General features: G+C 71.7%; 13 protein-coding genes and 2 pseudogenes. 1 reads left to right on the top strand and 14 read right to left on the bottom strand.

Translation table 11 applies throughout. The features are described from left to right. Positions 1 to 123: pseudogene (locus ABZ887_RS49465) on the top strand (IS110 family transposase); the annotation flags it as partial. A 57-nt stretch (positions 124 to 180) separates the two neighbouring features. Here ABZ887_RS49465 and ABZ887_RS49460 read toward each other — a convergent pair. The 14 genes and pseudogenes from ABZ887_RS49460 to ABZ887_RS49395 all read right to left on the bottom strand — a co-directional run bounded on the left by ABZ887_RS49460 (position 181) and on the right by ABZ887_RS49395 (position 22,462). Then, positions 181 to 996: a class I SAM-dependent methyltransferase gene (locus ABZ887_RS49460; RefSeq protein ID WP_361306009.1), complete on the bottom strand. Its 816-nt coding sequence runs from the start codon at positions 994 to 996 to the stop codon at positions 181 to 183. Positions 997 to 1,463: 467 nt separating this feature from the next. After that, on the bottom strand, positions 1,464 to 2,354 hold the full coding sequence (locus ABZ887_RS49455; RefSeq protein WP_361306007.1) for a hypothetical protein: 891 nt from the start codon (positions 2,352 to 2,354) through the stop codon (positions 1,464 to 1,466). 538 nt (positions 2,355 to 2,892) lie between these two features. Further along, the gene (locus tag ABZ887_RS49450; protein WP_361306005.1) at positions 2,893 to 4,104 is read right to left on the bottom strand and encodes a beta-ketoacyl-[acyl-carrier-protein] synthase family protein; all 1,212 of its coding nucleotides are present in this window, start codon (positions 4,102 to 4,104) and stop codon (positions 2,893 to 2,895) included. Beyond that, positions 4,104 to 4,346, bottom strand: a complete 243-nt coding sequence (locus ABZ887_RS49445; RefSeq protein ID WP_361306003.1) for an acyl carrier protein — start codon at positions 4,344 to 4,346, stop codon at positions 4,104 to 4,106. Before ABZ887_RS49445 ends, ABZ887_RS49450 begins: the two co-directional genes overlap by 1 nt. 4 nt (positions 4,347 to 4,350) lie before the next feature. Then, entirely contained in the window at positions 4,351 to 5,382 is a 1,032-nt protein-coding gene (locus ABZ887_RS49440) for a beta-ketoacyl-ACP synthase III (protein WP_361306001.1), read from the bottom strand. Next, the gene (locus ABZ887_RS49435; protein WP_361305999.1) at positions 5,379 to 5,885 is read right to left on the bottom strand and encodes an SRPBCC family protein; all 507 of its coding nucleotides are present in this window, start codon (positions 5,883 to 5,885) and stop codon (positions 5,379 to 5,381) included. Before ABZ887_RS49435 ends, ABZ887_RS49440 begins: the two co-directional genes overlap by 4 nt. Positions 5,886 to 5,892: 7 nt before the next feature. Then, on the bottom strand, positions 5,893 to 7,566 hold the full coding sequence (locus ABZ887_RS49430) for an aldehyde dehydrogenase (protein ID WP_361305997.1): 1,674 nt from the start codon (positions 7,564 to 7,566) through the stop codon (positions 5,893 to 5,895). A gap of 377 nt (positions 7,567 to 7,943) precedes the next feature. Next, on the bottom strand, positions 7,944 to 8,747 hold the full coding sequence (locus ABZ887_RS49425) for a hypothetical protein (RefSeq protein WP_361305995.1): 804 nt from the start codon (positions 8,745 to 8,747) through the stop codon (positions 7,944 to 7,946). Positions 8,748 to 10,148: 1,401 nt separating this feature from the next. Next, positions 10,149 to 10,343: pseudogene (locus ABZ887_RS49420) on the bottom strand (helix-turn-helix transcriptional regulator); the annotation flags it as partial. A 78-nt stretch (positions 10,344 to 10,421) separates the two neighbouring features. After that, a complete protein-coding gene (locus ABZ887_RS49415) occupies positions 10,422 to 10,808 on the bottom strand; it encodes a hypothetical protein (RefSeq protein WP_361305993.1) in 387 nt (128 codons plus the stop codon). Positions 10,809 to 11,265: 457 nt separating this feature from the next. Continuing rightward, a complete protein-coding gene (locus ABZ887_RS49410; RefSeq protein ID WP_361305991.1) occupies positions 11,266 to 11,943 on the bottom strand; it encodes a response regulator transcription factor in 678 nt (225 codons plus the stop codon). 192 nt (positions 11,944 to 12,135) lie between these two features. Continuing rightward, positions 12,136 to 14,580 (bottom strand): KR domain-containing protein, encoded by a 2,445-nt coding sequence (locus ABZ887_RS49405; protein ID WP_361305989.1) that lies wholly within the window; start codon positions 14,578 to 14,580, stop codon positions 12,136 to 12,138. Beyond that, the gene (locus ABZ887_RS49400) at positions 14,577 to 21,068 is read right to left on the bottom strand and encodes an SDR family oxidoreductase (RefSeq protein WP_361305987.1); all 6,492 of its coding nucleotides are present in this window, start codon (positions 21,066 to 21,068) and stop codon (positions 14,577 to 14,579) included. The genes ABZ887_RS49405 and ABZ887_RS49400 overlap by 4 nt, the downstream gene beginning before the upstream one ends. Next, positions 21,065 to 22,462: an acyltransferase domain-containing protein gene (locus ABZ887_RS49395; RefSeq protein WP_361305985.1), complete on the bottom strand. Its 1,398-nt coding sequence runs from the start codon at positions 22,460 to 22,462 to the stop codon at positions 21,065 to 21,067. Before ABZ887_RS49395 ends, ABZ887_RS49400 begins: the two co-directional genes overlap by 4 nt. Positions 22,463 to 22,862 lie beyond the last annotated feature (400 nt).

Genomic DNA, 22,862 nt, shown 5'->3' with positions numbered 1-22,862 from the left:
GCCCGCCGCACCGCCGAGGGCAAGACGAAACGCGAGATCATCCGCTGCCTCAAACGCTACGTCATCCGCGAGATCTACCACCTGCTTCGGCCCGCTCCGAGAACGGCCCCCGCAAAGAGTTGACAACTATAGGAGCGTCAACGCCCTGATGGAATCGATCTCTACCGCACCCGGGGCGGTTCACTCCGGGCGCCGCCCCCAGGCGGCCACGTTGGCCAGGCACAGGTCCGTGAGGTCGCCGGTGCCGACCTCGGCGATGAGCTGGTCGAGTTGGGGCGGGGCGATGCCGAATGACCCGTGGAGGTCGGGGGCCAGTTGGGCGGCGCTCAGTTGCCAGAAACGTCCCATGGGGGTGGGGCCCACACAGTCCGCGGACGCCTCGGATCCGATGTCCGTGAGGCCCTCGGTGTGCAGTATGGAGGGCAGGCCGCGGGCCCAGACTGAGTCGGTGCCGATCCGTTTCTCCAGGGCGTCGCACATGGCGAGGCTGACGGTGCGGTAGAGCGGGTGGGGTGAGGACTCCAGCGGGAACCGGGCCAGGTCCTCGATGAGCAGCCAGCCGCCGGGGGCCAGCCATCTGATCACCCGCCTCAGGTCGGCGTCCCGGCTGGGCAGGTGGGAGAAGACCCAGCGGGCGTGGATGAAGTGGAAGGCTCCTTCGGGGAACTCGTCGCGGGTGACGTCGTGCGACATGGCCTCCCAGCCGTTGCGCGCGGCGGGGTCCGGGAAGAGGCGGGTGTCGATGTCGGTGGCCACGACGCGGCCGCGGGGACAGCGTTCGGCGAGCCAGGGGACGGTCGTGGCGAGGCCGGCCCCGATCTCAAGGCAGTGCCAGTCCTCACGCAGGGGCAGCCGGTCGAGGCGGCGGAAGGTGTGGGGGTCCAGGGCCTGGGCGAGGGCCTGGAGGCGGTCGGCCTCGTCCGGGCGCTGGTGGGAGAAGAGACGCTCGCCGTAGCGCTCCCCGGTGCGGTTCGGCTGTGGTGCCAGTCCGGTCATGTCATGCCTCTCGGGTGTGGACGGCCGCTTCGAGTCGGCCGCTGCGGATGAGGCCGGTCACCGTGGCGATCTCGTGCTGCTGGGGGGCGGTCGGTCTCGGCGAAGGGCACGTGGCGGCGCACAAGATCGTGGGCGGCGCGCAGCGGCGGGGCACCGCGCGGGTCCGCCGCCTGACACAGGGCGATCACGTGGATGGCGGTGGTGTGCGGGGCGGGTCACGAGAGTCGCGCACGAGGTCACACCGGTCCCCTTCACCGAGGTATGAACCGCTTGAGACGCGGCCGCGCAGCGATCCTCGGCCTGCCTGGGGAACACGCACCTTCCGGCGAGGCCTGCCCTTCGACGCCACGGTCGGCCCCGGTGACACCACCAGTCCCCGAACCGGGGCCACGGGCGCCCCACGGCCCGCCGAACTGCCGCCGGCGATCCCGTAGCCCTCCGACCTCGGGCAGGCCCGGACCGTCCCGCTACCCTTTCCCTCTCCTATTCCCCGCAGCGTTGGGGCCTGGCGCCTGGGCGGGGATCGAAGCCGAAGCCGAAGGGGAAGCGGGTCCTGCGGCCTCCTGGGGGAGGTACCTGCGAGCCCCGTCCACCATCGGATTCACAGGCACCTCACCTGACGGCAAATTTGCATTTCCCTTTTGTTCCGTCCTTTTTCTTGCTGTTCGTACCCCATTTGCTCTCCTTCTCTCCGCACCCGCCGCACCCAGCCTATCCAGGTCGTTTTGGCTCAAACCGTATACGTGCGGAAACTGTCGCATAGTCGCCAAATCGTTACGCTTCAAGCCATGCCTATCAAGCACCTCCTCCTGCTTGCCAGAATCCGGCCTCTCATAGTCAGCCAAAAATCTACGGAACTGCTCGCCCATGAGCCTATATTCCTCAGCAAATCTCGCCAGATTGGCACTCATAGCCTGAGACGGCTGGCCGACAGCCGCCGGTGGATCGGGCTGGGACACAAGCTTCTCAAACGCCGCCTGTTCCCTCACGCAGAGCCCGTCGATAGTGGCCGCGGACTTCCGAAAGAGCGATTTCGCGCCATCGAGTAGCGTCTTCCTTCGTGGCCCACCATCCGCCGCCAAATGACCATTAACGACCGCCTGAAGGCTCTGTTCTCGGGAGTTCAGAAAAACATAATTGGGATCATTCGAAAATGGACCGTTCATAGAAAGCCGCGCATCGTCCAGATATGCCAGGCAATCCATGGCATCCATAAGATCGTCTGCAGCTTTCGTTTGGTTCTGATCTCTCAGTTTCTGAGGGACGAAGCTAAGTATCGCCAATGCGCTCTTCCGCGACTCAGCGAGACCCTTTTTCTGCCGGAACACATATTCCAGCTCCTCTACCTCGGTCGGCATTTCTCTCCTTCGGCGAGCAATCTCGAATCGGATTTTGCGTTCTTGTCATCAAGGCCGACAGGCAGCCCGTGCACCGACACAGCGAGCACGGAAAGCGCGAAACCATCAGCACCCGGCCGTGGGGAAGGTCGTGGCGCTCCCCGTTGCTCGGTCTTCATCAGCCGACAACGGAGAACCCCACGAGGCGGTTCACCGGAGCCGCGCGCCACAGACACCGTCCCGGGCGACTCCGCGCAGCGCGGACAGGGGCTTCCCCACCGCCCTCGGTGCCACCCTGCCGGGCGGCCGAGGACGTCGCGGGCGAGCCGCGGATCCGTGTGAGGTCACCTCGCGCGCCGAGCGGGCTGGGCCACCAGCGCGCCACAGCCGATCACTGCCGGTCGACTCCCGGGGCCCGATCCGCGTACTCCGGCCCACAGCTTGGGAACGGACCGCCCCGGGGATGTTCTTGCTGATCAGCCGCTGGGTGGGGTGGCCCGCCCGCGTGAGAGAGCCATGCCGCGCCGAGGCCCCCGGGGACCGGCGCGGCGACGGCCGGTCAGGGGGCCGCGAAGGCGAGGACCGCGTTCTGCCCGCCGAAGCCGAAGGAGTTGCTCAGTGCCAGCTCGATACGGGCGGGGACGGCCTCGGCGGACAACGCGAGGTCGATCCGGGGATCGGGGCGCTCCAGGTTGGCGGTGGGCGGCACGAGACCGGATTCCATGGCGAGCACGGTGTAGACGGCCTCGACGGCGCCCGCCGCCCCGAGGAGATGACCCGTCACCCCCTTGGTGGAGGCGACCGGCGGATCGCCGGGCAGGACACGCCGGAGCATCGTCGCCTCGGCGACGTCGTTGAGCGGGGTGGACGTGCCATGGGCGTTGACGTGACCGACGTCGCTCGCCGCGGCCCCGGCGTCGGCGAGGGCGGCTCGGACGGCCGCCTCCGCACCACGCCCCTCCGGGTGCGGGGCCGTGGGGTGATGGGCGTCGGCGGTGGCGCCGTACCCCGCGACCCGGCCGCGGATGCGGGCGCCGCGCGCCTGGGCGTCTCGCACGCGCTCCAGCACCAGGACGCCGGCGCCCTCGCCGGCCACGAAGCCGTCCCGGTCCGCGTCGAAGGGCCGGGACGCCGACGACGGGGCGTCGACACGGCGCGACAGCGCGCCCATCCGCGCGAATCCGGCCATGAGCAGCGGCGTCAGCATGGCCTCGCTGCCGCCCGCCAGCACGATGTCGCACCGGTCGAGCGTGAGGAGGTCTCGGGCCGTGCCGATCGCCGTGGTGCCGGAGGCGCACGCGGTGGCGACCACGAGGTTCGGGCCGGTGGCACCGAATTCCATGGCGACCTGGCCGGCCAGCATGTTCGGCAGCTCCATCGGCAGCAGGGTGGGAGAGACGCGAGGGAACCCGTGGCGCACGAAGGCGCCGTACTGGGTCTCGAGGGTCGTCACCCCTCCGTTGGCCGTCCCCAGCACGACCCCCACGCGCGGCGGATCCCAGGTCTGGGGGTCCAGGCCCGCGTCGGCGACCGCCTCACGGGCCGCCACCAGTGCGAAGCGGACGACGGGGTCGAGACGGAGCGCCCGGCGGGCGCCGAGGAGCTCGTCGGCGTCGAATCCCGTCACCCGGCAGGAGATCTGAGGGGGATCTCCCAACGCCGGATCGGCGGCGGCCGTGGGCTTGCCCGCGCAGACCGCCGCCCAGTTGGCCTCGACCCCGATGCCGGCCGGGGTCACCAGGCCGAGGCCTGTGACAGCGACGTCAGACATCAGAGCTTGACGCTCCGTTCGTCGATCAGGCGCACGATGCCGCCGACGGTCGCGGCGGCGGCGAGTTCGTCGTCGGTGACGGTGATCGCGAACTCCTGCTCAAGGAGCATCGAGAGTTCGACCAGCGCGAGTGAGTCCAGCTCGATGTCCTCAAGGGTCGCCTCGGCGGTGATCTGCTCGTGCGGCACCATCAGCTTGTCGGCCAGAATCTGCCTCAGGGCGGCCAGATACGTCTCGGACACGGCGTCAGACCTCGTTTCGGATAGGTGATTCGATGTGCAGGCGCGGCCAGACGACAGTGGCCGCACCCCAGGTGAGCCCCCCGCCGAACGCCGTGAGCAGGACCCGGTCGCCCGGCGACAGCCGGCCGTGCGCGGCCGAGTCGGCGAGGAGGAGGGGGAGGGAGGCGGCCCCGGTGTTGCCGACCCGTTCGATGTGGGAGAGCACCTGACCGCCCTCGATCCCGAGACGATCGGCCACCGCCTGGAGGATGCGGCTGTTGGCCTGGTGCGCGGCGAGCCGGTCGACGTTCCCCGGCTCCCAGCCGACGGCCTCCGCGGCCTCTCGGCAAACGGCGGTCATACGTTCCACGGCGTTGCGGAAGACCTCTCTGCCCGCCATCCGGAAGAACTCGTCGCCGGGCGCGGGCGGAAGGCCCGACTTGCGCTGGCGTGATCCCCCCGCCGGTATCTGGATGAGGTGGCCGAGTTCTCCGTCGCTGCCCAGGACCACCGGACCCAGCGCACCGGGCTCGTCGGCCGAGCCCGCCCGCAGGACCACCGCGCCGGCGCCGTCGCCGAAGATCACCGCGGTCCCCCGGTCGTTCGGGTCGATGATCGAGCTGTAGACCTCGGCGGCGATCACCAGCACCCGGTCCGCCGTCCCGGCGGCGATCAGACCGGCGGAGACGGCCAGCGCGTAGAGAAAGCCGGTGCAGACCGCCGCCACGTCGAAGGCGGGTACGGTGCCGAGTCCCAGCCGTGCCGCCACCTCGGGGGCCGTGGCCGGACAGAGTCGGTCGGGGGTGGTGGTGGTGAGTACCACCGCGTCGACCGAGGCGGTCCCGGCGGACTTCAGGGCCTGCCGCGCGGCCTCCACCGCCAGGTCGGACGTGGCCGTGCCGGGTGCCGCGACACGGCGCTCCGCGATGCCGGTCCGCTGCCGTATCCAGGCGTCGGAGGTGTCCAGGCGGAGGCTCAGATCGTGGTTGGTGACCACCTGCGGCGGCAGCCAGGCCCCGGCTCCGGCGAGCACCGCGGCGCGTCCCGTTCCGTTCACGCCTGGAACTCCGCCGAGTCGAACATGCCGGTCACGGCGCGCCCCACGGTGTCCCTGACCGCCTGTTCCGCGATCGGGTCGAGAATGCCGGCCATGCTCTCGACGCCGAAGTCGAAGGCGGCCTCGAAACGCAGGACGACCGCCTCCACGTCCTGATGGACCGTCCACTGTCCGTGGAACGCGGCGAAATCGCCTTCGGTCTGGGCGAAGCTGATCCGCAGGCCGTCGCGATGGCCGACGATCTCCTCGCTCCAGCGCAGGGTTCCGGAGGGGAACTCCAGGCGGCGGGCTCGGATGCCGCGGACGCGGCGGGCCAATACGGGTGCGGAGAAGGCGGTGTCAGGCCCGGAGGGGGCGGTGCCGGACTCCGGAGAAGCGACGCCGGACTCCCACGCCCAGTCGGAGCCGCTGTCGGGGTCCGGCAGCTCCCACCGCAGCACCGCGTCGAACACCTCGTCCGCCCTGGCCGCCGCCACTGACGTGTCCACCTTTACGTGGCGCATGGACTGTTCACCTTCCTGTACCGTCCCGGCCCGTGTCAGAGCGCGTCGGGGGGCGGCCGGGGAAGACCGCGTCCTGCGGGGCTATGCCGTGGGCGATGCTCACTCCCTGGAGGTGGGAGGTCCTGAAGATGGGGTAGTTGGCCTCGCCGAAGGCCCCTCCGGTCAGGCCCGTGCCGCCGTGGCTCGGCAGGAACGGCAGGAAGCCGATGTGGGAGTCGTTCACCTTCAGCAGGCCGCCGTTGGTGACTCGGCGTACGAACACGTCGATCACCGACTCGTCCTCGGCCCACAGCGAATTGCGCAGGCCGTACCGGTTCGTGTTGACGAAGTCGACGAAATCGTCCAGCAGCTGTTCGTCCGGCGCGGCCTGCGGGACGACCACGGCCAGCAGCGGGAAGAAGGTCTCCTCCCGCACCATCTCGTACTCCCGGGCGCCGGCCAGGCCGTCGACCCGGACCACGGTGGGCTCCAGGAAGACACCCGTGGCGGAGGGGGTGCCGTCCACCTCGGTTCGCCGGCCGCCGCAGACGACGGTCGCACCCCGGTCCGTCGCGTCCCGCAGGAGGCTGAAGAAGCGCTCGCTGCGGCGCACCGGGGAGAGCAGGACGTCCTCGTCCTCGGGGTAACCGGGGCGTACGGCCGCCGCCTGCTCCCGGACGCGATCGAGGAGGTCGTCCGCGACATCGGGATGGACGAGAACGTAGTTGGGCACCATGCAGATCTGGCCGGAGCCGTAGAAGGACTCGGCGATCGCCTGGGCGGCGTGGTCGAGGTCCGCGTCCTTCCAGACCACGAGGCCGTCGTTGCCGGCCAGTTCCAGGATCGGCTTCTTGCCGCGGGCGACACACCGCGCTTCCAGGCGCAGGCCGTCCTCGACACCGCCGATGTAGAAGACGTCGTCCACCAGCGGGCTGTCGATCCAGCTGTCCAGGGTCTGCTTGGGATTCCCGCAGACGATGTTGAGGGTGCCGGGCGGGGCTCCGAGCTGGTCCAGGACCGGGACCATCAACTCGCGCAGTACGTACATCGCGCTGAGCGGGATACTGCGGGGCGCCCGCACGACCACCGCGTTGCCCGCCATGAGCATGAGTCCCGCCAGCCCCGCGCTCGGCGCGGGCGCGTTCTGCGGCGGATTCAGGCAGACCACCCCGTCGGGCTGGCGCCGCACCACGAGCCGTCGGCCACCGTGCCGGAACTCGCTTCGCATGCCCTGCGCGTACCAGGAGCAGTTCTCCTCGCTGTACACCTGGTGCAGGCAGCTCAGCTCCCACCGCGCGAGCCGGACGGGATGGCCCTCGGCGACCAGCAGAGCGAGGAACTCCTCCTCATGCGCAAGGAGTGACTTCCGGAAGAGAGCACCGAACTGCATGCGCTGGTCCAGATCGACCGCGGCCCATTTCCGCGAGGCGATCGCGGCGGACTCCAGCGCGAGCTCGTTGTGGGAGGGCCCCGCGACCGCACACCGGCCCACCACATAGGGATGGGCGGCGGCGTCGGAATTCGGGTCACGTTCAAGTGCACGTTTCAGGGAGATACTGGTGAACGTGTCTTCCAGCAGGGAACGCGAGGTGAGGGTGTAGACCCAGCCGTCGCCCTCGACGTCCTCACCGTTGAGATGGAGACGATAGCTGCGGAGGGAAACGGCCTCCTCCCGCACGCTCGTCGTATGCCGATCCGGCACCGTAGACCTCCACTTGTCCGCAGCCGAAAACCTCGACGGGAATCACCCCCGGCACCCGCACAACGGGCCCGTCCTGCCAACGGTTCACTCCCGAAGGCCGATGACGAACGACCGGTGGACCCTGGAGATCCGGACCGGCCTCCAGGGTCCACCGATCCTGCGGGCGGTGGCGTCGACGTCCCGACGGCCGAGGGCGTGGTATCCGCAAATGGCTGCGAAGGCCGTGTCACGGCTTTCGCAGCCCACGTCACGGGCAGGCCGCACCGGGTGCCAGGTGGTGCCGAAGCGACCCGCACCGGACGGAACCGCCGGGGCCGACCGGTCACGTTGCTCACCCGAATCGACCACTCACCTCGGCGAGGGCTCCGCCACTCGGGTCACCGACTGGGCGACGGCGCTGCCGGCTGGCTCGGTTCGGCTATGGCGGGCAGGGCGGCGCTGCCATTAGTTCCGCCGGTGAGGGTTGTCTGGGTGCGCCTGACCTGAGGATTGAACCCGGTGTTGGTCCGGCTGACCTGGGTGCTGCCACCAGGGGGGCTGAGGACTCCGGTGGTCGCACGGCTCGGCAACGGATGCAGCTCTCCGTCAATAATGTGCGCGCCAGGAAAATAGTAGGCGAGTCTCTGGCCATTTATCAGTTCCTCCTGCGCCTGCAAACCCGTAGGACCGGTTGCGTAATAGGCGGTAGCGGCCGCGCCGACGACGACCGCTTGAGCCACGTTGCTCGTCGGATCCACGCTCGAAAGTACGGCGCCCGCGACTCCCGCACCAAGGCCGACCAGCTGGCCCACCGCCTTGCCCAAGTCCGTGACACTGACCATCGTGACACCGCCCACCTTGAACAGCTTGAGGGCGGAACGACCGTATGATGCGACATCCGAGCCCGCTGTCGTGAGAGTCATGATGCTCGCGGCGAGCTCCAACGCCTCCCCGGTTCCATCGGCGCCAGCCGCTTTGGTCAGAAGTCCCGCCGCCATCAGCAGCCCGGCCGCAACCTTGAAGTTGGTCGTGACCTGGGACCGGTTCTCCGCAATCCACTTGCCCGCTTTCGCCATGTGGACCGTCCAGGAGCCGCGGCCGTCGGCGACCGCCAAGGCGGAGCCGGCCTGACCGGCGTCGATGCCGACAGCAACCTGGTCACCGCTGAGCCCCGTTCCCCCGTCAGCCGCGGGATCAGGCATGAAACGAACGGGCTCCACGGAGATAGTTCCTCGCTCCAGGTCGAGCGTGTGGACAGGGATTCGCCCAGCTGTTGCCATATCCGTCGTCCTCTCACCGATTCCTGTTTTCCTGGCTCTCAGCACAACGATTCCGAGGCTTGGACGGTTCAAGACCCCGGAGCATTCAGTGACCGCCGGACCATGGTGGCGTGTGCCCAAGCGACAAGAACGACAGCCGACAGCGTCTCCTCCGGTCTGAGTCCGGACAGTTCAAAGCCCTGGAACACCGATGCCGGGTCTGCACAAAACTCATGGTCAACGACGCGGCCGCCTTCCCCGGTGGTGACGGAGCGTTGAGGCATCCACGCAGGATCACTCCAGGTCGTTCGCCTGCCTCGAGCCCTCCTTCACGTTCAGGGCACACGACCGCACCCGACCGGGAAGGCGTCAGCGCCGGGTGAACCACTGGACTCTCCATGACGTTGTGGGAGTCGGTGACCTGGCGAACGACGAACCGGCCCCTGCGAGTTGCCAGGAGGCGGCCTCCAGGCCGCTCGGTTCGTGCCGCACGGATTCCGTGACACAGAGAAAGCAGGAGAACATGCCGGATTCACCCACGGACTCTTCGGTCGAATCCGACTACGCGGGTGTCGACCCCTACGCCCCCGTGGATCCTTGGGATGCTCCCAGGCGTCCTCAGGAAGCCAGCAGCGCAGCCGCCTTCAGCAGTGCAGAACCTCCCCCATATGCGGGGCACAGGAATGACCCGCTGGTCAGCCTGGAAAGGAGGAGGAGGCACGAGTCCGCGGCCATCGAGCAAGAGGGGGACCTCCGCACCAGACGTCCGAACGACCCGGCGGCGGCAGAGCAGTGGGACATTGAGGAAGCCATAGGCGAGAGTCAGTTCGCTGGCCAACTCTCCCGTCCTGATTCCCGGGCCTCGGAGCGAGCGGAGGACCAGTTCGAGGCGGACCTCGCCGAGGCGCTGCGGCTCAGCACCCTGGAGAGTTCGCGGGCGACGGCGCCGGAGGCCGGACCCTTCGGAGGCGTGTCCGCCCCGGGTACCGTCGGCCGTCCCGGCAGGTTCGCGGATGTGTGGGACATGCAGCAGAGGTCCCGGATGGCGGCCCAGTCGTCGGCGCCGGTGCCGCCTGCGCTGAGTCCGCGCGATCCGAATGCCGTGGCCGGGCCTTCGACGGATCCGGCCCCGCACGAGTACGCGGCGGCAGCGGAGAATCCCGTCGGCGACAGCGCGAGCCGGTTCCAACCGTTGCAGCGGAGGGGGCGGTACGACGACGAGGCAGTGACACGCCGGCGTCGCAGGACCCGAGGCCGTCCCAGGCCCAACCCCCCACGCGGGGTCGAAGGGGCGGGTGACGGCTCCCTGCGGCGGGCGGCGTGGGTCCCCGGGGGCGGACCGGATCAACGGTCCGCTTCCCTCTTCAGGGACTCCCGCAGTTCCCGCCGCCCCCTGATCCCCAGTTTCCGGTACGCGCCGGTGAGGTGGGTTTCCACCGTGCGGAGGGCCACGTGCAGCAGACCCGCGATCTCCGCGTTCGTACCGCCGCCGGAAGCCAGTTCGACGATATGGCGTTCACTGCCGGTCAAGGACTCCGCCACCCGCGTCACCGAGCGGGCGACGAGGGCCTCTCCGGCGTCGATGTGCCGCCCTGGGCGGGCCGGGTGGCGCTGCTGTCACCCCCGGTGGTGCGGGTCGTCGCTCTTGTCGGAGACCTGGCGCTGGGCGAGGACCTCTCCGCTGTGCGCCATCGCGGACAACAGCGAGACCGCCAGGGTGGTCCGGGTGCGTGAGCCGCGGACGGTCTTGCCGTCCACCGCGATCGGCCACAGCGTGTCCGGCTCACGGGCACGGGCTGTCCGTGCGGACAGGAAAGCGCCGATCGCGGCATCCAGGGCGTCGCCGTCCAGACGGGCGAGCAGACGGCGCACCGTCGCCGGGTGCGGGACCACCACCTGCCCGGTCAGGGGATCCGGGGCGAAACCGAGGGCATCCACGGCCCAGCGCGGTGCGTCCGTGATCCACTCGCCGATCGCGGCCAGGGAACGGGCGCCGGCCGACACGGCAGCGGCTGCCGCCGCCAGCAGCGCGGACAGCGGGTACCGGCGCGGCCTCTGCGATCCCGCGGGTCGGGCACCGCGTCCAGGAAGGGACGCAGGCCGGCTGCGTCGATGACAGGTGCGGAAGAAGGGGCGTGGGCCAGATGCTCCAGCGCGACGGGTATGGGGGATGACGCAGGGGCAGGCACGGTCTCGTTCGGTTCTCATGGGTCTCGACAACCACGTGATCACCAGCGCCGTGCCTGCGCTGCCTCCCGGCCCCAGAACCAGACATGACGCGACGTCACGGACGAGACGCGTGAACCGGACGGATCCGCTTCATACAATGCCCCTGGTTCGGAGCCCCGGACGGTTCAAGGCCCTGGAACATCGACGACCGGCGGACCATCGCGGCGCGCCTTCACAGCGGCATGGTGAACCGATCACATGGCTGAATGGATGTTCCAGCAGGGTGCGGAGGTCAGGCCGAGCGCGGGAACCCCGGCAGCAGCACCCTCGTCTCCGGGGAGTCCTCCCGCAGCAGGCCCATCTCGATCGCCTTCCGGGCGAGTTCCGCCTTGTTTCCGGCGCCGAGCTTGCCGCGGATCCGCTTGACGTAGGTGCTGACCGTGACCTCCGCCAGGCCCATCCGGCGGGCTATCTGGCCGTGTGTCAGGCCCAGGGCGAGCAGGCGCAGCGCCTCCCTCTCACGCTGGGTGAGCGGCGGCGCGACGGGCGAGGAGGGGTGCCGCAGCTCGCTGTGCAGGCGGGGCGCCAGTCCGGGGGCGATGTGCAGCCCGCCGCCGGCGACCGTCTCCACCGCGCGCAGCAGCTCCCGCTCGTCGGCCTGCTGGTCCACACAGCCGAAGGCCCCGGCGCGCAGGGCCTGCGTGACCGGCTGCCCGCCGACGATGTCCGCGACGACCAGGACCCGTCCGCTCCGGGTCAGGGCGGCCACGCCCTCGGTGAACCCGGTGCCGCGCACGGGCGGGCCGTACACGATGACGTCGTAGCGCCGCCGGCCCGGATCGGAAAGGTCGGCGATGTGCGCGACCGCCGCCTCGACCCGCGCCAGTCCGCTTTCGGCGAGCAGGCTCTCCCACCCCCGGCGCATCAGGCTGTGCTGCTCGACAATGGCGACCTGCGGCGTGGGGGACATAACACTCCTGCAATTCTCAGAATTTTCTGAGCGGGAGCTTCAATATAGTGCCGGAAAATGTCACGGGGATGCCCTCGTCATACACAAGTACATCACCGTACGGGTGAAAGAAATCACGTGAACCGGTCAGCCGATTCCCCCGTTGTTGGGGAAGTGGAAACTCCCGGAAAACACCCGGTCGGGTCCGTTTTTTCAGTGCAGCGCAACCCCAAGCGCACGCAGAACCGGCATTTCTCCGGCAGTACCGACCCAGGTGCGATGGTCCGGTGTGGTGTGCATGGTGTCTGTGTCCTGGGCACCGGGGGCCAGCACCAGACGGTCCAGCCGGAACAGGCCGGCCCGCGCCGCACCGGGCCGCGTCAGCAGGGTCCGGACGATGGCCTCCAGCGCGCCGGGTGCGATGCCGACCGCCGGAGGAGTCGGCTGGGACCACAGGTCCGCCGGGGTACGCAGGGGCAGGCGTGCCACCAGGCCGGTGGTGTCCGAGCGGTAGGCGGCCGGCGGGAAGAGCACGCCGGTCCAGGCGTACCGCCCGGCCGGTTCCGGCCGGGGGGCCGTCTCGCCCCGTCCGCGCCGGGGGCCGGGCAGTGGATCACCGTCGAGATCGACGTGGGCCGCCCGCTCCCCGTACACCAGCGTCGCGTCCGCGATCTCGGCACCGGTGTGGTCCCGGAAACGCACGCGGACCTGCCACACCCCGTCCCGGAATCCGCCGTCCGCCACCCGGGTCAGGGGCATGGCGGGGGACCCGAGGACGAGCCGGTCCGGACGTACCCGCACGTCCCGCAGTTCGCGCAGGTGCGTCCGGGGCCGGTCCGGCGGGACCACCCAGTCCCCCGCGGCCATGGCGTACTCCAGCAGCACGCTCACCGGCAGCGCAGCCGCCCCGGCCACGGAGAACTCCGCCAGACACGGGTGTGCGCCGGGCCGGAACACGTGCGCGGAACGCATCGAGCGGAACTCGTCGAACGACTCGACCCGGCCCAGATAGTGGCGCAGATCGGCGATGCGCGCGAACCCCCGGTAGCCGCGCATCTCGCTCAGCACCGGCATCCGTCCGGGACCGATCGCGACGCCGAGCTCCCCCACCAGGACGGCCTCCCGCCGGTGGGCCGAGCGGATCTCGGCGACCCAGCGGCGTACGCCCTCGGCCGGGTCCACGGTCGAGCCGTAGCGGGCGGCCGCCGCGTAGTTGGGCACGTTGCCCAGGCCCTCCCAGGTGGGCCAGCAGATGGTCTGGACCGGCAGATCCAGCGCGGTGGCCGCCCATCTGCCCAGGCGTGCCAGCCCGTCGTTGGCCGCGGAGTACGGCACCTGCCCGACCATGCCCCCCAGCCGTCCGGAGAGCGAGCCGACGCAGCTCAGCAGCCGTAGAGCGGCGCGTCGTTCCGGTGTGGCCGTGAGCGCCCGTACCAGCGTGGTGAAGCCGTCCACCTTGACCTCGACGGCCCGCACCACGTCCTCGGACGTCCGCCGGGCCAGGCGCCGCCAGTGGTCGGCGACGGCGTTGTGGACGACGACGGAGGGCCGCAGCCTCCCGATGAGTTCACCGGCCTGCGCCTCGTCGGTGCAGTCGCAGGGCACGTAGTCGACGCGCAGCCCCGCCCGCGCGGCCGCGGTGAGGTTCGCCCGGATCTCGCGCGTCTGCTCCGCCCCGGCGGCCGCGCCGCGGCGCCGGACGAGATCGGCGGGGCCGGTGGCCCGCGCCAGTGACCGCCGGCGCCAGTCGGCGAACTCCGCGTCGCTCATTGCGAGCCACTCCTCGGCCCCGGCGTCGGGCAGGGCACGGCGGCCGGTGACCACGACCCGGCAGCCCGAGGTCTCGGCCAGTCCGCGCGCGAGGGCGAAGCCGACGCCCCGGCCGCCGCCGGTGATCAGCACGGTGTCCGCGGGCCCCAGGGCGATCGCCGGTGGCGGCACCTCCGCGTCGAGCGCGGTCAGGGTGTGCCGGCGGCCGTCGCGGTATCCGATCTCGGCGCGGTCCCGGACGGCGCACTCGTAGGCGACCGTCCGGGCGACGGCGTCCGGGTCGCCGTGCTCCAGGTCGAGCGCCTTCACCGCGACCGTGGGCAGTTCCCCGCACAGTCCCTTGGCGAGGCCCGCCCAGATACCGCCCAGGGGCTGCGGCGGGGGCACCTCGGCGTAGCCCATCAGTCCGCCCAGGCCGGTGACGGCGAGGTAGAAGCGGTGGTGGTGGCGGGTGTCGGCCGCCCACTCGTCGTGCACGTGCCGCAGCGCGTCGGCGGTCAGACGCAGGGCGGGGCGCCAGTCGGAGTCCCCCAGCTCGTACCCGGTGCCGGTGAGGTTGAGGTCCACGATGCCGTCCCAGGACGGCCGGGCGTCCAGGGCGGCCGGCCCGTCGGCGACGACCGCCGTCGCCCCCCGTGTGCCCAGGTGACCGGCGACGGCGGCGGTGAGGTCGGTCCGCCGTCCCAGCACCAGGATCGTGAGGCCGGTCAGCGCCCGGCGGACGTCCGAGAACGGCGCCGGGACCGGCTGCGGCGTCCAGAGCAGACGCTGCAGCGGGCGGGTGAACGACCTCGTCTCGTACGACACCAGGTGCGGACGGACGGCTTTCACCCGCCGCTGGGCGGGAAACCCCGGTACGTTCTGCGCGGGAAACCCCGGTACGTTCACTCGGTCCTCTGTGTGTGCCTCGTGGTCCGGTGCTCGGTGAGGACGCGTCCGTCGCGCGGATCGACGTAGCCCACGACCGTCGCGGCCATGTCCTTGATCTGGAAGAGGATCCGGCCGTCCGGGAAGGCCGCCGCGCACCGTTGGGTGGCGGCGTCGCGGGCCTCGTGCGGGGCGGGCACCGCGTAGAGGCGGACCGGTTCGCGGGCGCCGGCGAGCGAGACATCGGTGTGGCCGCCGTAGAGGTCGATGCGCCGGATGGAACGAGGCGCGGCGAGCGGTATCCACCGGGCGTCGGCCCGGCCCAGCGCTGCGACCTGGGCGAGGGCGTCCAGGGACACGGCGGGCGTGACCGTGCCGCGGAACCAGCGCTCCACCTCGACGGGGTCGAGGGCGAGGCCGGCGGTCCGGCCGCACGGGTGCATCCGTTCGTCGCGGGTCGAGGCGAAGGGGCCGCTCAGTGTCAGACCGGTGCGGGCGCTGCGGTACGGGTTCAGCGCCGGCTCCGTCGTGTACGGGGGCCAGTCCGCCCAGCGCGGTGCCGCGACCGGTTCGTCGCGCAGGAGCACCCGGAGTGAGGCGTGCGGTTGGTCCCGGCGCAGGACGCGGCCGTCGGGAGCCGTGACGTCGGTGAGGACACGTACCTCCACCACCGACTCGTCGCGGTCGGCGGACAGCAACCGGGCCCGCAGTCGTTTGTCCTCCGGGCGCTGTACGTCGTACACGCGCAGGAACCGTTCGAACCGCACGTCCTCGAAGGCGACCGGCACCCGTCCCGGCACCAGCCGCACGGCGGCCTGCGCGGCCATCTCGACCATCAGCATCCCCGGCAGCGTGGGATGGCCGTTCACCCTGTGGTGCTCCAGGTACCCGTCCCGCTCCAGGTCGAAGGTCCGGACGGCGGTGAGCGTGTCGCGGGTGCGGTCGAGCACCTCGTCGACGTAGTTCGCGGAGGGCGGGGGGTCCTCGGGCGCGTCGTGTGGCGGTACGGCCGGCCGGGTGGCGGCCGGCCCGGTGGCGGTCGGCCGGAGAGGGACGGCCGACCGCTGCCGCCGAACGGGGGTGATCGGCAGCCCGGTTCCCGCGTCCGGCGGGGTCTCGGCGCCGATGACCGCGAGCTGGGCCGGTCGCGACCGGTGCAGCATCTCCAGTTCGTTGTCGCCCAGCAGGACGGTGGCCGGGGCGTGGGGCTCCTGGGCCAGCTCGGCGAGGAAGTGCGCGGTCGCCTCCGCGTTGGTCATGGGGGTCAGCTCGGCGTTCTCGGCGAGTCTCGCGCGCAGGAAGGGGTCCGTGCCGAGCCCCGTCTCGCCCCACAGGCTCCAGCCGATGGTGTACTCGCGCCGCCCGGCGGCCGTGGCGTCGAGCGCGGCGGTGGTCAGGAAGTCGTTGGCCGCGCTGTAGTCCGTCTCACCGCGCTGGCCCAGGAAACCCGCGGCGGAACCGCAGTTGCACCACTCGGCCGGCGGCGAGTCCGCGAAGGCCCGCTTGAGGTTGGCGTAGGCGCGGAACTTGAGGTCCCGGACGGCGCGGAAGTCCGACAGGGACTTCTGGCGGACGCCGGCGGCCCGGTTGATCCCGGCGATGTTCAGCAGCAGGTCCACCCGGCCGTGGACGGCGAGCACCGACCGAGCCGCGGCCCGCACCGCCTCCGGGTCGAGCAGGTCGCAGTGCAGGTAGGTGACCCGGTCCGCGCCGGCCCGCGCACGCAGGCGGCTCAAGGTGCGGTGCACCTCCCTGGCCTGCGTCAGGCGCTTGAACTCCGCGGCGGCCTGGGCCACCGGCACCCGCGCCGGGCCGGTGCTGCGCTCACGCAGGAACCGCCGGCGACGTGTGGCGAAGTCGGCGTCGTCCTCGGTCAGGGCACCGGAATCATGGGAGTCGAGAGGGTTGGAGCCGAGGACGTAGATCCGCGCGTCCGCGTGTTGCGCGAGGGAGTCGAGCAGCTCCGCGCCGATGCCCCGGCCGCCGCCCGCCGCGACGATGACGGAACCGCCGGCCAGTCGGCGCCGACCGGCGGTCACCTCGACGGGCCGGGCGTGCTCGGCCAGCCGCCGTCCTCCCGCGTAGTAGGCGACAGGCAGTCCGTCTCCGCCGTCGGCCGTCTCCGCCAGCAGATCGGGCAACGCGTCGGCCGGCCGGTGCGCGTCGTGTACGACGGCCGCCACACGGGCCCGGGGTACCTCGGCGGCCAGCGCCTTGGCGAACCCGGTGAACAGTCCGGCACACGGGTGCGGCACGCCGTCCGGCGAGACCGCGCGCAGCAGAAGAAGCGTGAAGGAGCTGTCCGTGTCGGCCCACCCGGCCCACTCCCGGGCGGTGAGGAACACGGCGTCGTGCGTGCGGAGGAGGGCGTCGCCGGGTTCGGCTCCGTGCCCGTCGAGCCACCCGCGCTCGCCGAGGTCGACCACGGCGCGGATCCGCCGTGGGCGTGACTCGGCGAGCACGGCGGCCAGTTCGCCCTCCAGGTCCGTGACGGGGGTCTCCTGCCCGAGGCGGTGGATGCGGGCGGTGCCGGTGGGGTCGAGGCGAACCGTGGTGACGTCGTGGTCCGGCGCGAGGTCCGCGGGCCCGGCGGGGTTGCCGAGCAGGACGAAGTCGTCGGAGACCGGAGCCGCTCCGGCGGCGCCCGGGTGCGGACGTGGCAGCGGACGCGGGGCGAGCACGAGGACGTGGCGCCGCTGGGCCTGCGGGATCGTGGTGCCCGGGGACGCGGTGACGGCGTGGGGGGTCTTGGCAGCCCGGGAGTTCGTGCCGGACCCGGACGCCCGGGGCGCCGTGGTGCCGGCATGAGGGGTGGGGGCAGCCCGGGAGTTCGTTCCGGACCCGGACGCCCGGGTCGTAGTGGCGGGCGGGGCTGGCGTCACGGCGGACCCCCGGGGGTTCTCGGCGGACGCCGAGGGCGTCATCGCGGACGGACGACGCAGTCGCACGGTCCGCTCCGGGCTGTGGGCGTCCGGCCGGAGCCGCAGCTCCAGGTCCTGCCGGTGCCCGGTCAGGAACCGGACGAGTTCGGGTCCTCCCTCGCCGCCGAGGAAGGAAGGGCGGTCCGTCGGCCCGGCGGCGCCGTCCGGCATCCGGGCCGGACCGGTGTCGCGGTCCAGGACCGCCAGCACGGGCAGCCCCGCGCGCTCGGCCACGTCGCGCCGGGCGAGCGCGAGGAGGAACACTCCCTCCGCCGCCGTACGGCCCTCGGGCCAGCCCAGCAGCCCGCCGAGCGGAGCGGTCCATTCGAACAGTGTGTTGCCGTTGCCGGCGCCGACGAGGGCCAGGTCGAGGTCGCCCGTTCCCAGGTACCCGGCGGCCACCTCCAGCGCCTCGGCCAGGGACGCCTCCCCCGCGTCCACGGTCATGTTCAGGCCGCGCAGGTCGAGGTGGTTGGAGAGCCGGGAGGCGATGATGTTCGGCATCTCGCCGGGGTAGGAGTCCTTGGTCGGTGCTTCCACCAGGCCGTGCGTCCGTTCACGCAACCGGTGCACCGGCTTGCGCAGCGCGCCGTCGGCGACCGCTTCCACCGCCCGCTCCACCCGGTCCAGGTGGATGCGCAGCCGGTAGAGCACCCCGTTGCGGGTCGGCCCCATGTGGCCGACGACGACACCGGCCCGTTCACCATGGCGCCGGAAGGCCTCCAGCACACCGGCGTCCAGCCGCCGGGCGCTCTCGACGAGCGCGAGCTGCGTCCGGTCCAGGACGCGGACGGTCGCGGGCGGCATCCGGAACTCCGCCAGGGAGGGCATCGGATAGACGTCCCCGAAGGAGAGCGGCGGTGTGCGCCGTCCCGCGGCCCACTCGTGGACGTCGTCCATGCCCCGCGTCCCGGGCAGGTGCGCGGACCAGCCGACAACGACCACGTCGTCGTCGGGCACGGCGGGGCGGCCAGGTACGCGGGCGACTTCTGGGAGCGGTCCGGGGACACCACCGTGCGCCGGAACACCGGGCGCGGGGACACCATGCGCGGTGCTTCGGTGTTCGCGGACGAGGAGGTGCGCGTTGGTGCCGCCGAAGCCGAAGGCCGACACCGCGCCCATCCGTGCGGGCCCGTCCGGCCGGGCCGGCCATGGCACGGGCCGGCCGGGCACGGTCAGCCGCGTGGAGTCCAGGCCGAAGGCCTCGGGAGCGGCGGTGAAACGGTACTGGGCGGGGATCAGCTCGTGCCGCATGGCCAGCAGCAGGTGGATCACGGAGACGACTCCGGCGGGCCAGCCGGTGTGCCCCACCAGGGACTTGTTCGACGTCACCGGAAGCGGCCGGCCAGGCCCGCCGGACCTCGCGGAGTGGGAGTAGGCGTCCCGCAGGCCGAGGAACTCCGCGGTGTCGCCGGCCCGGGTTCCGGTCGCGTGCGCGATGACACAGCCCACCTCGTCCGCAGTGGCGTCCGCCTTCTCCAGGGCCCTGCGTACGGCGGTCGTCTGCCCGGAGCTCGACGGGGCGTTGATGGCCTTGCCCTTCCCGTCCGCCGAGAGGCCGATGCCGGCGATCGTGCCGTACACGGTGTCGCCGTCGGCCAGGGCGCGCGACAGCCGCTTCAGTACGACCAGGGCCGCGCCGTCGGAGAACAGCACGCCGTCGGCGTCCCGGTCCAGCGAGGCCACCACACCGCGTGCCGACAGCCCGCCGAGCTTGGAGAACAGCACCGGGTTGGAGGGTGCGAGCGCGAAGGCGCCGCCGCAGACGGCGATGTCGGCGCGCCCGGCCACCAGGTCCCGGACGCCGAGGTCGACGGCGTACAGGGAGGACGAGCAGGCGGTGTCGAGGACGTGGACCGACGCGTCGTCGGGGAGGATCCCGCGCATGGCGTCGCCGACCGACCGATGGGGTGTGAACGCCTGTACTCCGCGTACGCCGCGCCGGAACCGGTCGGTGACGGCCGCTTCGGCGTCGGCGACGTCCCGCGCGGCGGTACCGTCCTCTGCCGCCTCGCGCAGAGCGTGGCGTACGGCACCGAGCACGAGGGCCTCTTCGAGGTGCTGGCTGCCGTCGGCGGTGCAGCCGACGCTGAGACTGAAACGGTCCCCGGAGGACCGGGCCACCGGTTCCAGCGCCTGGTACAGGCTGTGCCGCAGCCAGAGCATGGGGAGGTCGAGCGACGGGTCGCGGACATCGGTCCCGGCGCTGAGCAGGGGATGCGGTGTGAACCCGGTCAGGTAGCCGCTCCTGCGCTGGGAGCCCTTGTCGGGGGCGCGCGGATCGGGGTCGTGGAAGTCGTCGGCCGCCCAGCGGTCCGCCGGCGGCTCGACGAACAGTTCGGCGCCGTCGCCGAGGAGCTCCCAGAACTCCTGTGGGGAGGAGGCTCCGGGGACGGCCAGGCCCATGCCCACGACGGCGATCGGATCGTGGGCGGTCCGGGCTTCCGGCACCTGCGGCGTCTCGTCGGGGACGGGCACCGCGCCCACCGGCAGCTGTGGGGCGTCGTCCGGCATGTGCGGACCGTCGTCCGGCATGTGCACCGCGACCCGCGCCGTGGACTCCGCCACGTGTACGGCGTCGTCCGGCACGCGCACCTCGGCCTCCGGCACCTCCCGCACACGCCCGGCGGCCTCCGGAACCTCCGGCACGTGCACCGCGTCACCCGGCTCCGAAGCTCCGGCCGGGGCGACGGCCACCGCGCCCGGCGCCTCGGCCGACTGCTCGGCCGGCTGCTCGGCCGGCTCCCGCGTCCGGTCGGCGGCATCGGTGGCGGCGGCATACCTCTCCCCGGCCCGCGCCCGGCTCGTCCGCGGGGCGGAGAAGGCGGCGCTGCCCAGGGTCATCCCGCCGTCGGCCAGGATGGTCTGCCCGGTGATCCATCCGGATTCCGGCGAGGCGAGGAACAGGACGAGGCCGGTCAGGTCCTCGGGGGTGGCCAGACGGCCCAGCGGGGTGTGGGCCACGGTGTTGGCCACCATGTCCTCGAAGTCCGGGAACAGCCGTCCCGAAGGAGTGTCGATCAGACTGCACGAGGCGGTGTTGACGCGAACGCCGTCCGCGGCGAGTTCGGCCGCGAGGTAGCGGGTGGCGCTCTCCAGGGCCGCTTTCGAGGCGCCGATCGCGAGGTAGTGGTCGAGCACGTAGGGCGCGCCGAGGGAGGACACGTTCACCACCGCCCCGCCGTCGGCCGCGGCCAGCAGCGGGCGGGCGGCCCGGGTGCACCACAGCGCGCCCTTCAGGTTGGTGTCGAGGGCCCGGTCGAGGTGCTTCTCGGTGAGGTCGTCCAGCCGGACGAAGGAACCGGCGGCGGCGTTGTTGACCAGGATGTCGAGTCGCCCACGGGACGCGGCGAGCCGCTCGAACATGGCGTCCACCTGGTCGCGCCGGGCCACGGAACCGCGCAGCACCTCGACGTCCAGGCCCTCGGCGCACAAGGCGCGCGCGATCTCCTTGCCGGCTTCGTAGGAATGGAAGCAGTTCAGTACGACAGCGGCACCGCGCCGGGCCAGGCCCTCGACCACGGCCCGGCCGACGCCGCCCGCACCGCCGGTGACGAGCGCGACCCGGCCCGAGAGACCGCCGGTCACCGGCGGACTCCGCCGGAGGAGACCCGCTCGTGGACGTAGTCCACGACTCCGCCGAGCGTGTCGTTCTGCCCGAACCGCGGGCCGCGTTCGCCCTCGCCCCGCTCGTCCAGGTCGAAGAGCCTGCGCACCCGGTCGAGCAGCTCGACCTGCTTGACGGAGTCGATGCCGAGCTCCGCCTCCAGCTCGGCGTCCTCGGTGAGTACCTCCTCCGGGTACTCCAGGGCCTCGGCGTAGAGCGACCGGATACGGCCGAACACCGCCTCGCGGTCGCCGGGCGGTGGCCCGTCGGCCGGCGTACCGGACGGTTCCAGGGCACGGGGCCGCTCGGGCGGTGGTTCCACCTCCGGCCGCGTCGGCGGCAGGGGCAGCGCCTCCGGCGCGGGAGAGGGCCGTACGACCCGCACCTCGTCGAACCGCTCGCCGGTCAGGTACGTCGCCGCGTCCGACACGGCGCGGTACTCGTCGCGGGCGTCCAGGGGCTGGAGCACGACACAGTCCGGGTGCATCTCTCCGACGAGTCTGCCGAGTACCCGGCCCGCGCCCAGTTCGGCGAAGACACGGACGCCCTGCCCGTACAGCCGCTCGACGGCGGCGTCGAAGGCCAGCGGCGTCACCAGGTGCAGCGCCAACAGGTCGGCCAGGTCGTCGCCGTCCCGGTACCAGCGTTGCAGGACGGGCGAGTAGACGGCGGTGCGCAGTGGATACACCTCGTACGCGCGGGCGGCACGGGCGAAGGCGTGCCGGGCATCGGTGAGCAGCGGGTTGTGGAAGGGATGCGGGGATCGCAGTTCCACGGCGGTCAGGCCCACCGCCCCGGCCACCGTCGCCACCGTGCGGATGCCCGCGGGAGGTCCCGAGACCACCGTCCGCGCCGAGGTGTTCCGCACCGCCACGGCCAGTCCCTGATGGTCCATCAGGCCGAGGATGCGGTGTGCTCGCTCCGCACCGCAGGACAGGGCCAGCATCAGCCCGCCGCTGCTGTCGTGGTCACGCAGCGCGGCGACACGGTGGCACAGGAGACGGGCCCCGTCGGTCAGGGTGTAGGCCCCGGCGCAGACCAGGGCGGTGAGTTCGCCCATGCTGTGCCCCATCAGGGCGGAGAAGCGCACGCCTCGCTCGACCAGCAGCCGGTGGGCCGCCACCGAGAGCCCGAACACGGCGAGTTGGAACAGATCGGGATCCCGGGCCAGCAGTTCCTCGGGACCGGGCGGATTCTCCGCGAACACGACGGGCGTGACCTGCTTGCCGAGGAGCTCCGCCGCCGCGAGATCGACGGCGGAGAACACCGCGTGCACGGACGCGTCACGGTCATGCCACGCACGCGTCAACTGCCCTGGCCGGTAGGCCCCCTGCCCGGGAAACAGGCCGACGACCGGTTCTGGATCATGGAACATGCGGGATGCCTTCGTCTCACGGTGGACCGGCTGGACCGGCAGAGGCGGTGGGATGTCGTCGGTTTGGTTCGTTGATCGCGCGTGGGCCTCGGCCACCCTGGCGGGCGGGGTCACCTGCGATCACCCTCGCCCTTGTGGGCGACCTGCTTTGACCTGACTCACCTGATGCTGATATGGCGTGGGCGGTCGATGGGATGGCGCCCTTTCGGCGGTCTGATGCCCTTCTTGGAGGGGCCTGCGGCGGACAAGGAGAGCCGGGGACGATGTCACCGGCGATACAGGAGCATTCGACGGGGCGGGCGGCTCAGGGCCCCGGCAAAGTTGTTGATCACGTTGCCAGGAGCAGGTCGATGGGGCGGTCGGTGGCGCGTGCGTAATGCCGTAGGGCGGCGGCGATGTT

The organism is Streptomyces sp. NPDC047061, assembly GCF_040643955.1.
Taxonomy (GTDB): Bacteria; Actinomycetota; Actinomycetes; order Streptomycetales; family Streptomycetaceae; genus Streptomyces.
The sequence above is the reverse complement of the archived record's forward strand: the minus strand, read 5'-3'. Positions and strand labels throughout refer to the sequence as shown.